This window comes from Qipengyuania atrilutea (assembly GCF_013370205.1).
GTDB classification, from domain to species: Bacteria; Pseudomonadota; Alphaproteobacteria; order Sphingomonadales; family Sphingomonadaceae; genus Actirhodobacter; species Actirhodobacter atriluteus.
In genome coordinates this window covers 156,722-171,060 of sequence record NZ_JABWGV010000003.1, presented here as the reverse complement: position 1 = coordinate 171,060, position 14,339 = coordinate 156,722, and the positions used below count along the sequence as shown (strand labels likewise).

Annotated in this window: 13 protein-coding genes and 1 tRNA gene; 5 read left to right on the top strand and 9 right to left on the bottom strand. The window is 62.7% G+C overall.

The genetic code is table 11. The annotated features are described in order from the left end of the window. Positions 1 to 70 precede the first annotated feature (70 nt). Together HUV48_RS09040 and HUV48_RS09035 are read left to right on the top strand one after the other, a co-directional pair. Entirely contained in the window at positions 71 to 1,576 is a 1,506-nt protein-coding gene (locus tag HUV48_RS09040) for a glucoamylase family protein (RefSeq protein WP_176267491.1), read from the top strand. A gap of 11 nt (positions 1,577 to 1,587) precedes the next feature. Beyond that, positions 1,588 to 2,391: an endonuclease/exonuclease/phosphatase family protein gene (locus HUV48_RS09035; RefSeq protein WP_176267490.1), complete on the top strand. Its 804-nt coding sequence runs from the start codon at positions 1,588 to 1,590 to the stop codon at positions 2,389 to 2,391. 8 nt (positions 2,392 to 2,399) lie between these two features. Here HUV48_RS09035 and HUV48_RS09030 read toward each other — a convergent pair whose 3' ends face one another. From HUV48_RS09030 to HUV48_RS09010, 5 genes are all read right to left on the bottom strand, one after another. Further along, positions 2,400 to 3,278: an endonuclease/exonuclease/phosphatase family protein gene (locus HUV48_RS09030; RefSeq protein WP_176267489.1), complete on the bottom strand. Its 879-nt coding sequence runs from the start codon at positions 3,276 to 3,278 to the stop codon at positions 2,400 to 2,402. Positions 3,279 to 3,282: 4 nt separating this feature from the next. Beyond that, entirely contained in the window at positions 3,283 to 4,047 is a 765-nt protein-coding gene (locus HUV48_RS09025; RefSeq protein WP_176267488.1) for a carboxylesterase family protein, read from the bottom strand. A gap of 81 nt (positions 4,048 to 4,128) precedes the next feature. Continuing rightward, entirely contained in the window at positions 4,129 to 5,130 is a 1,002-nt protein-coding gene (locus tag HUV48_RS09020) for a LacI family DNA-binding transcriptional regulator (RefSeq protein WP_176267487.1), read from the bottom strand. A 56-nt stretch (positions 5,131 to 5,186) separates the two neighbouring features. Next, positions 5,187 to 6,404: an MFS transporter gene (locus HUV48_RS09015; protein WP_176267486.1), complete on the bottom strand. Its 1,218-nt coding sequence runs from the start codon at positions 6,402 to 6,404 to the stop codon at positions 5,187 to 5,189. 76 nt (positions 6,405 to 6,480) lie between these two features. Continuing rightward, positions 6,481 to 6,554: transfer RNA gene (locus HUV48_RS09010), tRNA-Gly, on the bottom strand. 140 nt (positions 6,555 to 6,694) lie between these two features. Between HUV48_RS09010 and cysD the strand changes: the two genes are divergently transcribed. From cysD to HUV48_RS08995, 3 genes are read left to right on the top strand one after another with little or no spacing between them, the layout of a single operon-like run. Beyond that, positions 6,695 to 7,609 carry a sulfate adenylyltransferase subunit CysD gene (gene cysD / locus HUV48_RS09005; protein WP_176267485.1) on the top strand — a complete coding sequence of 305 codons (915 nt, stop codon included), beginning with the start codon at positions 6,695 to 6,697 and terminating at the stop codon, positions 7,607 to 7,609. Then, positions 7,609 to 9,540 carry a sulfate adenylyltransferase subunit CysN gene (gene cysN / locus HUV48_RS09000; RefSeq protein ID WP_318656076.1) on the top strand — a complete coding sequence of 644 codons (1,932 nt, stop codon included), beginning with the start codon at positions 7,609 to 7,611 and terminating at the stop codon, positions 9,538 to 9,540. The genes cysD and cysN overlap by 1 nt, the downstream gene beginning before the upstream one ends. Continuing rightward, positions 9,537 to 10,292, top strand: a complete 756-nt coding sequence (locus HUV48_RS08995) for a 3'(2'),5'-bisphosphate nucleotidase CysQ (RefSeq protein WP_176267484.1) — start codon at positions 9,537 to 9,539, stop codon at positions 10,290 to 10,292. The genes cysN and HUV48_RS08995 overlap by 4 nt, the downstream gene beginning before the upstream one ends. Here HUV48_RS08995 and HUV48_RS08990 read toward each other — a convergent pair. The 4 genes from HUV48_RS08990 to HUV48_RS08975 all read right to left on the bottom strand — a co-directional run bounded on the left by HUV48_RS08990 (position 10,289) and on the right by HUV48_RS08975 (position 14,333). Further along, positions 10,289 to 10,942, bottom strand: coding sequence for an OmpA family protein (locus HUV48_RS08990; RefSeq protein WP_176267483.1), 654 nt, complete (start codon positions 10,940 to 10,942; stop codon positions 10,289 to 10,291). The genes HUV48_RS08995 and HUV48_RS08990 overlap by 4 nt on opposite strands. A gap of 10 nt (positions 10,943 to 10,952) precedes the next feature. Further along, entirely contained in the window at positions 10,953 to 12,806 is a 1,854-nt protein-coding gene (locus HUV48_RS08985; protein WP_176267482.1) for a cation:proton antiporter, read from the bottom strand. Between the two features lie 113 nt (positions 12,807 to 12,919). Then, positions 12,920 to 13,456 (bottom strand): adenine phosphoribosyltransferase, encoded by a 537-nt coding sequence (locus tag HUV48_RS08980; protein ID WP_176267481.1) that lies wholly within the window; start codon positions 13,454 to 13,456, stop codon positions 12,920 to 12,922. 25 nt (positions 13,457 to 13,481) lie between these two features. Then, positions 13,482 to 14,333 (bottom strand): cytochrome c1, encoded by an 852-nt coding sequence (locus tag HUV48_RS08975; RefSeq protein WP_176267480.1) that lies wholly within the window; start codon positions 14,331 to 14,333, stop codon positions 13,482 to 13,484. Between the last annotated feature and the right edge of the window lie 6 nt (positions 14,334 to 14,339).

The following is a 14,339-nucleotide window of genomic DNA, read 5'->3' as shown; positions in this document are numbered from 1 at the left end:
TCGCGGGCGGCGGGGCTTCGGCCTCGCCGTTTCGTGTTTTCAATCTACCGCCGACACTCGGAAATCTTGTATGAAGCCGTTCCTTGTATCCGCCCCCGTTGCTTTCGCCCTGGCGGTCAGCGGTTGTGCGCCAGTAACCGCTCCGCCCGCTGCATCGACCCCGGTCGCCGAGCAAAGCCGCGAAGCGTTTTCCGAAGAACTGACCAAGCGCACCTTCGACTACTTCTGGGAAACGACCGATACCGAGCAGTGCCTTGCGCCCGACCGGTGGCCGAGCAATCCTTTCTCGTCCATTGCGGCGACCGGCTTCGCACTGACCGCATATGGGATCGGTGCCGAGCGCGGCTACGTCACCCGCGAAGAGGCTGCGCAGCGCACCCGCGATTGCCTCGAATTCTATTGGAACGCTCCGCAAGGTCCGGCCGAAAGCGGAACGAGTGGTCACAAGGGGTTCTTCTACCACTTCCTCAACAATGACGACGGTACGCGCAGGGGAAATACCGAGCTTTCGACGGTGGACACCGCTCTGCTGCTCGGCGGTATCTTGTTCGCCCAAAGCTACTTCGACCGGAACGACCCGATCGAAGCTGAAATCCGCGAACTCGCCGAACGCATCTATTCCCGCGTCGACTGGTCCTTCGTTCAGCGCGGCAACAGCGTCATTCCCTCCGCCAATGGCGGCAGTCCGCTGTCCATCGCCATGGGATGGTATCCCGAACGCGAGCCGGGTAGCGTCGGCGGGGGCGACTTCGGTACGCACGACTGGGTAGGCTATAACGAAGCCATGCTGGTCTATATCCTTGCCGCCGGATCGCCGACGCATCCGATTTCCAAGGAGGCCTGGGATACCGGTTGGGCCGCGGATCTGGAAAATGACTGGGGCACCTATTACGGCGAGGAATATCTTCAGTTCGAACCGCTGTTCGGACACCAGTACAGTCATGTCTGGATCGATTTCCGCGCTATCCAGGACGAATTCATGCGCGGCAAGGGCATCGATTATTTCGAAAACAGCCGCCGCGCGACACTCGCGCAGCAGGCCTACGGCGCCGACAATCCGAACCGCTGGACCGGCTATTCCGCTGCCATATGGGGCTGGACCGCGTCGGACGGGCCGACCGGGGCCGCTAATGGACGTATCGTCAATGGTAAACCGCGCAAATTTCTCGGCTATGCCGCCCGCGGCGTAAGTTCCGAGCGGGTGATCGACGACGGGACGCTCGTTCCCACTGCGCCCGGCGGCTCGGTTCCTTTCGCGCCGGAGATCACCATACCCGCTCTGATGGCAATGCGCGACGCGCAGGGGGAGCGGCTTTACACTCGGTACGGCTTCAAGGATGCGTTCAACCCGAGCTACACTTTCACCGATGCGGGCAGCCGCTCCGGCGATGTCGATCCGCAGCAAGGTTGGGTCGCGAGAGATTATCTCGGCATCGATCAGGGCCCGATCCTCGCAATGATGGAAAACCACCGCAGCGGTTTTGTCTGGAAAACCATGCGCAAGAACCCGCATATTCGCCGCGGGCTGGAGCGTTTGGGCTTTGAGGGCGGCTGGCTCGACGAGTCGGCGGACTAAGGAGCGCTGCGTTGCTTGACCGGCGCGAACTTCTGGCCATGGGGGCGGCGTCGTTCACCCTGTCCGCCTGCGCTTCGCTGGCTTCGTCCACTCGGCGGATTCGGGTCGCGACCTTCAACATATGGCATGACGCGGGTGATTGGCCCGCCCGGCTGCCCTTGCTCGTCCAAGCTCTTCGCGGGATCGATGCCGACGTAATCGGTCTTCAGGAAGTTTTGCAGGACAGCGGGAAGAACTTGCCCAATCAGGCGAGAACCATTGCCGATGCGCTTGGCGGATACTCGGTCCATTTCGCTTCTACGGCGCCAAAGAATGCTGCGAACAGATACGGAAACGCGATCCTCTCGCGTTTGCCTGCAGTTTCCGAAGACTGGCGTGCGCTTGCCCCGGCCAGTGACCATCGGACTGCGCTTCGGCTGCGGGTCAATCTCGGCAGCAGATCGGTGGACGTGGTCAATACGCACCTCGCATGGAAGCCGGAACAAGGACCTATGCGAGCTCAGCAGATCGGCGACCTGCTCGAATGGTTGCCTGCCGACAGCGTACCGCGCATCGTGATGGGCGACTTCAACGCCGAACTCTCCGCGCCGGAACTGGCTCCGCTAACGAACCGCTTCACCAGTGCGCTGGCAGCGGGAGCAAGCGATACGACGCTTAATACGGCGGAGGGGCACCGGGCGCGCGTCATCGATCATATTTTTGTCGATCCTGCCTTCTTCACGGTAACAGACGCGCGCCGTTTCGGCGATCTTCCGGTCGGTGCAAACTACCCTTCCGATCATTTCGGTGTTGCCGCCGAGCTCCGTGTCGGCTGATCCGAGATTTACCTGGCGTCCTTACTGATCAATTCCACCATCACCGGGTAGTGGTCGGACGGGAGCCGTCCGCCCCAGTGCTGCGTAATCGTAGCGTGACTTGCGACCCGGACTTCACCCGCGACGAAAATGTGATCGATCGGCTCCGCTGCGGCATGCAGGATATTGAAGCCGGTGAAAGTGCCTGCCGGGCCATAAGGCGGCTGCACGCTCATGGCGCGCGTATCGGAAAGGCGCCGGCCGACGAGCGAGGCGTATGCCGGACTGGAGGGCGCTGCGTTGAAGTCGCCCATCACGATCACGGCTTCCGTTTCCTCAGGCGCACTGTCGACCCAATCGTTGATCAAGCGCGCACTTTGCCGCCGAGCCTCAACGCCGCTGTTGTCGAAATGCGTGTTGAGCACGCGAAATGTAACGCCCGTCGCACGCTCTTTTAGGATCGCCCAAGTCGCCGTGCGGGGGTAGCCGGCGTCCCAGCCCTTGCCGGGAACTTGCGTTTCGGGTGCCAGCCAGAACGTACCGGTTTCGAGCGCTTCGAACCGATCGTCTCGCCAAGCGAGTGGGGCGAATTCACCGGCTTCCCTGCCATTGTTGCGGCCCACGCCGTAAAAGGCGTAACCCGGCATCGCAGCTTCTAGATCGCGCTTCTGATGGAGCAAAACTTCCTGAAAGCCGACGATGTCCGGACGCTCATGTCCTAGCAGCACGCCTACCATGTTTTTGCGCTGCGGCCATGCGTTCTCGCCATCGGAGGCGAGGTCGAGCCTGATGTTGAAGGTCATCACGCGAACGGACAGATGATTCAGGGGCACGGGCGCAGGAACGTGCGCACAGCCGGCAACCAGTAGTCCGATCACCAGCAATACGGCGGCGCGCAAGATGCTCACGTCGTCATTGCCCGGCTTTATCGAGCCTTTGCGATAGGAGCCACAGGTACAGTTCGGGATCGGCGTAGGCAGGATCCCATGCATTGTGGCCGAGATCGGGATAGATTGTGAGCTTGCTCATCCTCCCGCCGCACGCACGGATTGCGCGCGACATCGCGAAGCTGCCTTCCGGTATGACGACATCATCGCGGTCCCCGTGGAACGCCCATACCGGAATGTCGGTCAGGCGGCAGGCGGTTTCGGGATCGCCCCGTCCCGCTACGGGGGCAAGTGCCGCGAACTTGTCCTGTTCGGCCGCGCCCCAGCGCCACGTGGCGTGGCCGCCTCGGCTCAGGCCGGTAAGGTAAATCCGCTGCGGATCGACCGGTAAGGTTTCGAGCGCGTGCGCGAGTATCGCTTCCAGTTTCATGATATCCCAGTCCTGCTCTGCCGGCAGCTGCGGCGAAATCAGGATGAAGGGAAAATCGGGATCGCGGTCCGCATGTTTCGGAGGGCCGTGAACCTTGACCCTGGCGACATCGTCACCCCGCTCGCCCGAACCGTGAAGGAATATCATAAGGGGCCATGCGCCCGTCTTCTCGTCTTCCCCGGACAATGAGCGAGGCAGGAACAGCTGGAATGCGTAACCCTCGTCGGCCAGTCGCTCGTGCGGATGCTGGCCGACCTGGTGCAGCGGCTCTGCCCGAAGCGGTCCGGTGGAAGCGCAGCCGGAGCACACTAAAAGCGTCGCGGACAACAAAGGAAAGAGCAGAGTTCGGCTGGAATTCACGTGTGCGACCTGTCGGCTGGAATGAATACGGTTACATTCTATGCCGCAGCTCTTAATGCATTCCAAGCCCGGGGGCTCGTCCTAATTGCGGAACTCTGCGGTCGAGCCGCGGATAGCCAGCGTCGGTTCGATGACGAGATTGTCGCCAGGCCCCAGTTTTTCACCCCGCATCATTCGCAGCATCATCATCGCAGCCGCACTGCCGAGCCGTGTAATATCGGAATGCACCGTCGTCAGCTGCGGGGTTACGTACCGCGCGAGCGGAATATCGTCGAAACCGGCGACCATTATGTCGCGCCCGGCAATTACGCCGCAATCGCGCAGTTCGCTCATTAGGTCGATCGCCATCATGTCGTTGCCGGCAAACACTGCGTCGATCTTTTCCTTGCTGTCGAGCAGCAGCCGCGCCGCCTTGCGCCCGGCACCCTCGCGAAAGTCTCCCGGGATCACGCGGGGCTCACCTTCGCCGAAGCGCTCTCGCAAGACGTCGCAAAAACCCTTTTGCCGTTCGCGGGCATCGAAGTTTGCCCGCGGTCCGGAAATATGGACGATGTTGCGCGCGCCGCGCTCGACAAGGTGCTCCGTGACGAGGCGAGCTCCGGCGTAATTGTCGACTGTGACGAAGGGGATGCTGCCGTCCTTCGTCTCCGCATTCAGCAGAACGGTCGGAATTGCCTCGTTCAGCGCGCCGCAGATGGTTTCGACCCGCAAGTTGGGGGGCATCACCAGTAGCCCGTCGACACGCCCGCGCATCGCGCGCACCGCGTTCTCGGCCTCTTCCGCGCTTCCGTGCATGTTGCCGAGCAGCAGCGTCTTGCCGGCACCGTGCGAGACGAGGTCGATCCCGCGAATGATCTCCGAGAAGAATTCGCCGAACAGGTCGGGCAGGATCACGCCGATCGTATCGGTACGCTGCCGCGTCAGACTGCGCGCCCCGCTATGGGGCACGTAATTCAGTTTCGCCGCCGCAGCCTCGATCTTCTCCCGGGTACTGCGCGTTACGATCGCGAGGCCGTTGAGCGCGCGCGAGGCCGTGGCGACCGATACGCCTGCCTCCTTCGCCACTTCGCGGATTGTTACCATGCTAGCACCACCAGGCCGTTCTAACGCGGCAATCTTAAAATGCTATCGCTACCATTTTAACGAACCGGCCTCTGAAAGAGGATCGAAACGAGCAGGAGAGCCGCGAGCGCCGCGAAGGCCGCAAGCAGGATGAAGAGCGCGCCGAAACCGAATAACGGTATCAGCGCGAGCGCGAGGCCCGGCACGATCAGCGAAGGCACGGTGTTCGTCAGATTGAATATGCCGAGATCGCGGCCTCTGGTGCTGGCACGCGGCAGGACGCGCAGGGTCTGGCCTGCGTGCAGCGACAGGAATACGCCGGCCATCACGCCGAACAGGATATAGCCGGCGATACCCGCCAGCGGCGTCTCGGCGACGGACAATGCCGCGAGACCGATCGACGCGATACCGGCGCAGATCGCAAGCGGCAGGATGGGCCGCGCGATCCGGTCGGACCACCGACCGACGGCGAGCGATACGGGTACGCTAACGAAGAGCACCACCGTAAAGAGCCGCGCCGTGAAATTATCCGTAAGCCCTTCGTCCACGCTGCGGAACCAGAGCAACAGGAACGAGAAGAGGGCCGCCTCGGCGATCTGGATGCACAGCCGCGCCAGCCACATGCGCGCAACCGGATGCGCGCTGCGCGGCACGCCTCGTTCTTCGGCCCCCGCCCGCTCGTCGAGCATCAGTTGCGGCATCGGCACGGGGTTTCCGAACAGGAGCACCGGCAGGACCATCACGATTGCGATACCGGCGGACAACACCAGCCGCGTATCGGGACCCGCCAATCCCGGTATCGTCAGCAGCGCGCCTGCTAGTGCTCCGCAGGCTGGTGACAACGAAAGCAGCCCGCCGAGCGTGCCCTTCTGCGCATCGGGGATGCAGTCGCCGGCCCATGCAAGGAGCGGCCCGAGCATCATGTTGAGGGCGAACTGCCACAGTATGATGAGGGTCAGCAGCCCAGCAAAGCTCTCCGCGAACTGCATCAGGCAAAGAAGGATCGCCGACAATGCAAGACCCGCTGCAATCCACCCCTTTCGCGAGCCCGTCCGGTCACTCGCCCAGCCGAACAGGATGTTCCCGGCGCTGGCTGCGAGCGCACCCGCAAACAGGAGCGAGGACAGGACGGCAATCGTATTGTCGGTCCAGATTTCGGCGACGCGTGCGGGTAGAAGCAGCGTAAGCAGCGGAACGTAGGAAGCCGATCCTCCGGCCGAGGCGAGCGCGTAGAGCAGGAGAAACCGCCGGCTCTGCCGCCGCGGCGAAGCGCCGGTAATTGTCTCGTTCCTCATCCCGCGGCGGACCTTATCGGCGCGGCCTGTGCAATGACAGCGAAATAGAGCGACGAGGCTTTGGAAACGCTGCGGTTGGAGCGGGTAAGGGGAATCGAACCCCTCTAGCTAGCTTGGAAGGCTAGAGCATTACCACTATGCTATACCCGCTTCGCATCCGGCTGGCGGAAAGGCTCCGATACTGCGCTCCGCCGCCTCAGGTCAACACGGGATTTCGCGTTCCCGGCTACTCGGTCCTAAACCCATTCTTATTTGCAAGGGCGGCAGTTGTAGCTAGCTGTACCGCGAATATGACACGCCCCCTGACCCATCTTCAGCGGCTTGAAGCCGAAAGCATCCATATCCTGCGCGAAGTCGCGGCGACCGCGCATAAGCCGGTCATGCTGTACTCCGTCGGCAAGGACAGCGCGGTAATGCTGCATCTGGCGCGGAAAGCCTTCCATCCCTCACCCCCGCCGTTCCCGCTTCTTCATGTCGATACGACGTGGAAGTTCAAGGCGATGTACGAACTGCGCGACAAGATGGCGCGGGAAAGCGGCATGGAGCTGCTCGTGTGGCGCAACGAAGAGGCCGAAGAACGCGGGATCAATCCCTTCGATCACGGGGCGCTCCATACGGATATGTGGAAGACCCAGGGTCTGAAACAGGCGCTCGACCATTACGGTTTCGATGCCGCATTCGGCGGAGCACGCCGCGACGAGGAAAAGAGCCGGGCGAAGGAGCGGGTAATCTCGATCCGTACGGCAAGCCACGGATGGAACCCGAAGGCGCAGCGGCCCGAACTCTGGAACGTTTACAACACCCGTTTATCCGGCAGCGAATCGATGCGTGTCTTTCCGCTGTCGAACTGGACCGAGCTGGATATCTGGCAGTACATCATGGCCGAGGACATCGAGATCGTGCCGCTGTATTTCGCAGCGCCCCGGCCGACCTTCGTACATGGCGGCCAGCTCTTGATGGCCGATGACCTCGACCGGCTGGAGCGGGTGCTCGGTAAGCGCCCGGAAACGGAAACGCGTTCGATCCGCTTCCGTACGCTAGGGTGCTTTCCGCTTACCGGGGCCGTCGAAAGCGAGGCCGCGACATTGGCTGAAGTGGTCCAGGAAATGCTGCTCACCACTACCAGCGAACGGCAGGGGCGCGTCATTGACCAGGACGAAGGCGGTGCCGGCATGGAGAAGAAAAAGCAGGAGGGCTACTTCTGATGACGCACTCACCAACCCCTTCGGACAGCCCCCGCTACACGCCGGACGAGATGATCGCGGACGACATCGAAGGCTACCTTGCTCAGCATCAGGACAAGACCCTGCTGCGTTTTATCACCTGCGGCAGCGTCGATGACGGCAAGTCCACCTTGATCGGGCGACTGCTCTACGATTCAAAGATGGTGTTCGAGGACCAGCTTGCCGCGCTCGAAGCCGACAGCCGCAGGGTCGGCACGCAGGGGCAGGAGCTTGACTTCGCGCTGCTCGTCGACGGTCTCTCCGCAGAGCGCGAGCAGGGCATCACGATCGACGTCGCCTACCGCTTCTTCGCGACACAGCGGCGCAAGTTCATCGTCGCGGACACGCCTGGCCACGAACAGTATACCCGCAATATGGTCACCGGCGCCTCGACCGCCGATTGCGCGGTGATCCTGATCGACGCGCGCAAGGGCGTGCTGAAACAGACCCGGCGCCACTCCTACCTTGTCCACCTGCTCGGCATCCGGAACATCGTGCTGGCAGTGAACAAGATGGACCTCGTCGACTATACCGAAGACCGCTTCGACGAGATCGTTGCGGATTACGGCAAGTTTGCCGCGGATATCGGTATAGCCGATTTTACGGCGATCCCGATTTCGGGCTTCCGCGGCGACAACATCACGGCCGCGCCGTCGGACAACACCCCGTGGTATCGCGGAGCGAGCCTCATCGAACATCTTGAAGAGGTTCAGGTTTCGGCAGCCGAAGCCGCCGAGCGTCCGTTCCGTATGCCGATGCAGTGGGTGAACCGCCCCAATCTCGACTTCCGCGGTTTTTCCGGACTGATCGCCAGCGGCAGCATCGCGCCGGGCGACACGGTGCGGATCGTACCGTCCGGCAAGACGAGCACTGTCAAAAGCATCGCGACATTCGACGGCGACCTCGATAGCGCGCAGGCGGGCCAGTCGGTGACATTGGTGCTCGACGACGAAGTGGATTGCAGCCGCGGCGACGTGATCGCGGCCGCTGACGATCCGCCCGAAAGTTCCGACCAGTTCGAGGCGACGATCGTCTGGATGGGCGAGGAAGCGCTGAAGCCCGGCCGTGGCTACTGGCTCAAGATCGGCACACAGACGGTGACCGCCTCGGTGCAGGAGCCGAAATACGAGATCGACGTCAACACGCTCGATCATCTGGCGGCGAAAACCCTGCAGCTGAATGCTATCGGGGTTGCCGAACTCCGCACCGAACAGCCCATTACCTTCGAAGCCTACGAAGATAGCAAGGCGCTGGGCGGCTTTATCCTGATCGACAAGGTGACCAATGCGACGGTTGGTGCCGGGATGCTTCACTTCAGCCTCCGCCGTGCGCAGAACGTCCATTGGCAGCCGACGACCATTACCCGCGAAGAGCATGCGGGGATGAAGAACCAGCAGCCCCGCGTGTTGTGGTTCACCGGGCTATCCGGTTCGGGCAAATCGACCATCGCCAATGCGGTCGAGCAGCGCCTCAACCTGATGAATCGGCACACTTTCCTGCTCGACGGGGACAACGTGCGCCATGGTCTCAACCGCGACCTCGGCTTTACCGAGGCCGACCGGATCGAGAACATTCGGCGCGTGGGCGAAGTCGCCAAGCTTATGACCGATGCCGGCCTCATCGTGCTTACCGCGTTCATTTCCCCCTTCCGTGCCGAGCGCCGGATGGTGCGCGAGATGATCGCCGATGCCGAGTTCATCGAGATCTTCGTCGACACCCCGCTCGAAGTAGCCGAGCAACGCGACGTCAAAGGGCTCTACCGCAAGGCACGCGAGGGCAATCTGAAGAACTTCACGGGTATCGACAGCCCCTACGAGCCGCCGGAAGAGCCGGAAATCCGCGTCAACACCGTCGAAATGTCGGTGGAAGAAGCTGCGGATGCCATCATAGCCGCCATCCTGCCGCTGAAATGAGTGATCTGGCTAAGCTGAGCGACGCTGCACTGGCAGCGCATCTGGCAGAGCGCGCCGGGAAGCTGCTGCTCGAACTGCGCGAGCAGACTAGCCTTACTGGCAAGGCGCTCGGCAACGAGGGCGACGCGGCTGCAAACCGGCTGCTGATGCCGCTGCTGGCCGAAGCACGCCCGGAAGACGGTTACCTGTCCGAAGAAAGCAAGGACACCAAGGAGCGGCTCGATAAGGAGCGGGTCTGGATTATCGATCCTGTAGACGGAACCCGCGAGTTCGGCGAGGGACGCAGCGACTGGGCCGTCCATGTCGCGCTTTCCGTCGGCGGTGTCGCCGAAGTGGGTGCGGTCGCCCTTCCCGGCCTCTCCGGCGGAACGGTCCTGCGTACGGACGAGCCGCGTACCCTGCTCGAAGCACCGGCAACGCCGCGCATGGTGGTAAGCCGGACGCGCCCGGCCAAGGAAGCCCTGGCCGTCGCCGAAGCGCTCGGTGCGGACCTCATCCCGATGGGTTCGGCCGGCGCAAAGGCCATGGCCGTCGTGCGCGGCGAAGCGGAAATCTACCTGCACTCGGGCGGCCAATACGAATGGGACAGCTGCGCGCCGGTAGCCGTGGCCATGGCGCACGGACTCCATTGCTCACGGATCGACGGCAGTCCTTTACGCTACAACCAGGAAGACGTGTATTTGCCCGACCTTTTGATTTGCCGCAGCGAACTGGCCGAGCGGACCTTGTCGCTGGTAGCGCGGCTCGATTAGTTCGCTGGGCTGCGCTTCGCAGTCGGCGAGCCCGTAGCTGAAGGTGACGGTGATGCAGCCGCCTCGTCTTCTTCGGCATCGGTCTCCGCCATTTCATCTTCTTCCGGCACGGCGATATGGACCTCCACCCGCCGATTGGCCCGGCGGCCTGCCTCGTTGGGCGTGCCGTCCGGCATCGCGTTCGGCTCGACCGGGTTCTGCTCGCCCATCGCGATGACGGTGATCCGCTCTTCGTCGACGCCATGCTCGACCAGCCAATCGCGGACGAGGTTCGCGCGCCGTTCCGATGCCCGCAGGTTCACCTCGTCGTTGCCGCCGCTGTCGGTATGGCCGCGCAGCGTGATCTGACCCGACTCCCTGAACTGCGGCGACTGGGCGATCTCGACCAACGCCGCGCGCGCTGCTGTATCGAGCTCTCGCTGCCCTTCGGCGAAGGAGATCGTCTCGCGCAGAGGCTCCAGTGCAGCGGCTTCCATATCCGGCTGCTCGACATCCTCGCGAAAGATCGAGCGGCGGGGCACGTCCGTCACCGGCTCCTCTTCCTCGATGATACTCTCTTCGCCGCCGATCAGCGGACCGTCGCGCTCGCGGTCGCGGTCGCAGGCGGAAAGTCCTGCGAGAACGGTGGCGGCAAGTAACAGGCGTCGCATCAATTCCCTCCTATGCCGGCTGCGGATTGCCGCCGCCCCTTTTGCCGGAGCGTTTTGCAGCAGCCTCCTCGGCGGTCTTCGGTTGGGGCGGCGAATAGCTGATCACCGTATCGCCGGCACGCGGTTCGGGCCGGGCGGCATGCGTAAAGAACCGCATCTGCCCGGTATCGCGCAGCAGCATCAGCAAATGGCCGTCCTTCGGCAGCTTCTCCAACGCGTCTTCGAACGTGAATTCCTCGGTAAGCTTGGTCTTGCGGATCACCCAACCCTTCTTGCCGAGCTCGTTGACCTCGGCCACGCCGAAGCCCGCTTCGAACAAGGCGCGTCCGCGCAGCGAAAGCGGAATGGCATGCCGGTCGTCGTCGTCGCCTGCTTCGCCGAGCTGATAAACCGAATCCCGCCCGATCTCATACGCGAACTCGTTGCAGACGAGGGCATTGTAAGCCTCGTTATCGGTCGCCGCGACCAGCGTCTGGAAAGGTGATAGGTCGAGATTGTGCTCGGTCGCTTCGTTGAGGATCTCGCCGTGGTAATAGGGCAGACCCTTCTGGCGCGCGGACGCAAGTCGCTGCCAGCTCGAATCGACCACGGTCACGGGTGTCTTGAGCGCCTGCATCTGCAGCGCGAGGTCGATCGACCACGGCGTACTGCCGACAATGAGCAAGCCAGGCCGAGTGTTGCCTTTCACCTTCAGCAGCCGAGCGACGAGATCGATGGTGAAGCCGTGCGCGACGATCGTGACGACAACCACCGCGAAGCTGAGGCCGATGAGGACGCTGCCGCCCTCGAAGCCCAGTTCGGTCAAGCGCAGCGCGAACAGGCCTGAAATCGCGACAAGCACGATACCGCGCGGGGCGATCCACGCGAGCAGCAGGCGCTCGTTCCAGGGTACGCTACTCCCGAGCAGCGAGATCAACACTGTCGCCGGGCGTACGACGAACAGCAACGCGACGAGGAAACCGGCAAAGCGCCAGTTGAAGAATTCGAGGTCGGAAAAGTTGAGCGAACTCGACAGCAGGATGAAAATGCCGGAAACGAGCAGCACCGCGATGTTCTGCTTGAACGGGTGAATGCTTCGCAGGCTCGATACGTTCATGTTCGCGAGCGCCACGCCCATGACCGTAACGGCGACCAGACCGGCCTCATGTTCGATCAGGTTCGACAGGACGAACACAGCGATGACCGTTGTCAGGAGAACGGGCACTTTCAGATATTCCGGGATCAGTCCGCGCGGAAAGGACCACGCGATCACGACCGCGGCAGCGTAACCGATCAATCCGGCAAGTGCAGCGGCGATGAGCAGCGGCGGCACGACTTCGAACACGGTCGCACCATCGGCGGAGAGGCGGAAATACTCGTAGGCGATGACCGCGCAAAGCGCGCCGGTCGGGTCGTTGACGATGGCTTCCCACTTCAGGATCGAGGCCGGGCGCGCCTGGATCGACGATTGCCGCAACAGGGGAATGACCACCGTCGGTCCGGTCACGATGAGGATGCCGCCGAACAGGATCGCCACAGGCCATGCGAGCCCGGCAATCCAGTTGCCTGCGACGCTTCCGAGGAACCACCCGACGATGACCCCGACTGTCGCCAGCCTGAGCACGCCGCCCCCTGCGTGGCGGAGTTCACGGAAATCGAGGCTTAAGCCGCCTTCGAACAGGATCAGCGCAACGCCGATCGCCACCATCGGCTCCAGCATTTCGCCGAAGGTCAGCTCCGGATCGAAGATGCCGAGCACAGGACCGGCCAGAAAGCCCGCTGCCAGCATCAAGACGATTGCCGGCCAGCCCGTCCGCCAAGCAACCCACTGGGCACCGATGCCCAGTACGCCGACAAGGGCGATGACGAGTGCGGTTTCTTCCATGTCTAGTGTGCTAGCGCCCCCTGCGTCGCCGCGCTTGGCGCGCGGTCACATTACTTAACAAACCGTGTCTCTGTAGGGTTCCGACAATCGCCAATTTCGGCGCTCGGGTCAAATCAGTCGCCGTCGAACTGCATCAGCGCGGAAACGGGTACGCCGTCCGCCTCCAGTTTCGCTGCGCCGCCGAGGTCCGGCAAGTCGATCACGAACCCCGCGCATACGGCATCTGCCCCGGCCTGCCGCAGAAGCTCTGCAGCTGCGAGCGCGGTTCCGCCGGTTGCGATGAGGTCGTCGACGATAGCGATTCGGTCGCCCTTTGCGATTGCACCAGCATCCAGTTCGAGCCGGTCGGTTCCATATTCGAGCGCGTAATCGACACTCAGTGCTTCGACCGGAAGCTTGCCGGGCTTGCGGATCGGGACGAACGGCAACGAGAGGTGGACCGCCACGGCCGCGCCGAAGATGAAGCCGCGCGCTTCCATGCCGACGATCCGGTCGGGAGCGTGCGCTGCGACATTGTCGGCCAATGCGGCAACGCTATCGGCAAGGCCCCGCCCATGATTGAGCAGGGTCGTGATATCGCGGAACTGTATCCCCTTCGCCGGGAAATCCGGCACCGTTCGCACGAGCGCCCGCAGCTCTGCAGGCGTCATGCGGTCGGTTGCGGAAGCGACGGGCTCAGTCCTTGCGCTTGGCCGGCTTCACCGCTGCCCAGATCTGCTTCTTGGACAGGTAGGCAAGGATCGTCGCAAACAGGACGAAGCCAAGCACCGGCCAACCGGTCTGTGTGCGCTTCACTTTGGTCGGTTCCGCCGTCCAGCTCAGGAACGCACTGACGTCCTTCGCCATCTGGGGAATGGTCGCTTCTGTCCCGTCCTCATACGAAACCTGCCCGGTCGCCGTCAGCGGCGGAGCCATCGCGAGGTTGAGGTTCGGGAAATACGGATTGTGATAGAGTCCCTGACCCGGCGCCGCTTCGGGGAATTCGGCCAGCAGTTCTTCCGAAGGCTCCTGATAGCCCGTCAGCAGCGAGTAGATATATTCCGCCCCGCCGTGCCGTGCTTTCGCCATCAGCGAAAGGTCCGGCGGAATGGCGTTGTTGTTGGCGGCAGCAGCAGCCACGGCATTGGGATAGGGCGAAGGGAAATAATCGGTCGGTTCGCCTGCACGCAGGACGGCTTCACCCGTCTGCGGATCGACACCCGGAACCTGCCATTCGGCTGCCAGTGCCTGCACTTCGGGTTCGGTATAGCCGAGATCGGCCAGATCGCGGAACGCGACGAACTTCATGCTGTGACAAGCAGCGCAGACTTCCTTGTAGACGACGTAGCCACGCTGCAGCTGCGCCGTGTCCCACTTACCGAACACGCCGTCATGCGGAAACGAAACGGCCTTCGGTTCGAGGTGGAACTTGTGCTCCGCGGTCTCGGGCGCCGGTTCGGTAATCGAGGTGTAGGTGTCCACCCCGAAGGAAATCAGCACCACCAGCGTGAAGCCGAGGCCAACGAGAATTGCAATCAGACGAGCCATGTTAGT

Bases quoted from the DNA above. Each gene is read 5' to 3' on its own strand.
- HUV48_RS09040 (WP_176267491.1), top strand. From the start codon at position 71: ATGAAGCCGTTCCTTGTATCCGCCCCCGTTGCTTTCGCCCTGGCGGTC.
- HUV48_RS09020 (WP_176267487.1), bottom strand. From the start codon at position 5,130: ATGGTAACAATCCGCGAAGTGGCGAAGGAGGCAGGCGTATCGGTCGCC.
- HUV48_RS09015 (WP_176267486.1), bottom strand. From the start codon at position 6,404: ATGAGGAACGAGACAATTACCGGCGCTTCGCCGCGGCGGCAGAGCCGG.
- cysD (WP_176267485.1), top strand. From the start codon at position 6,695: ATGACACGCCCCCTGACCCATCTTCAGCGGCTTGAAGCCGAAAGCATC.
- cysN (WP_318656076.1), top strand. From the start codon at position 7,609: ATGACGCACTCACCAACCCCTTCGGACAGCCCCCGCTACACGCCGGAC.
- HUV48_RS08995 (WP_176267484.1), top strand. From the start codon at position 9,537: ATGAGTGATCTGGCTAAGCTGAGCGACGCTGCACTGGCAGCGCATCTG.
- HUV48_RS08990 (WP_176267483.1), bottom strand. From the start codon at position 10,942: ATGCGACGCCTGTTACTTGCCGCCACCGTTCTCGCAGGACTTTCCGCC.
- HUV48_RS08985 (WP_176267482.1), bottom strand. From the start codon at position 12,806: ATGGAAGAAACCGCACTCGTCATCGCCCTTGTCGGCGTACTGGGCATC.
- HUV48_RS08980 (WP_176267481.1), bottom strand. From the start codon at position 13,456: ATGACGCCTGCAGAGCTGCGGGCGCTCGTGCGAACGGTGCCGGATTTC.
- HUV48_RS08975 (WP_176267480.1), bottom strand. From the start codon at position 14,333: ATGGCTCGTCTGATTGCAATTCTCGTTGGCCTCGGCTTCACGCTGGTG.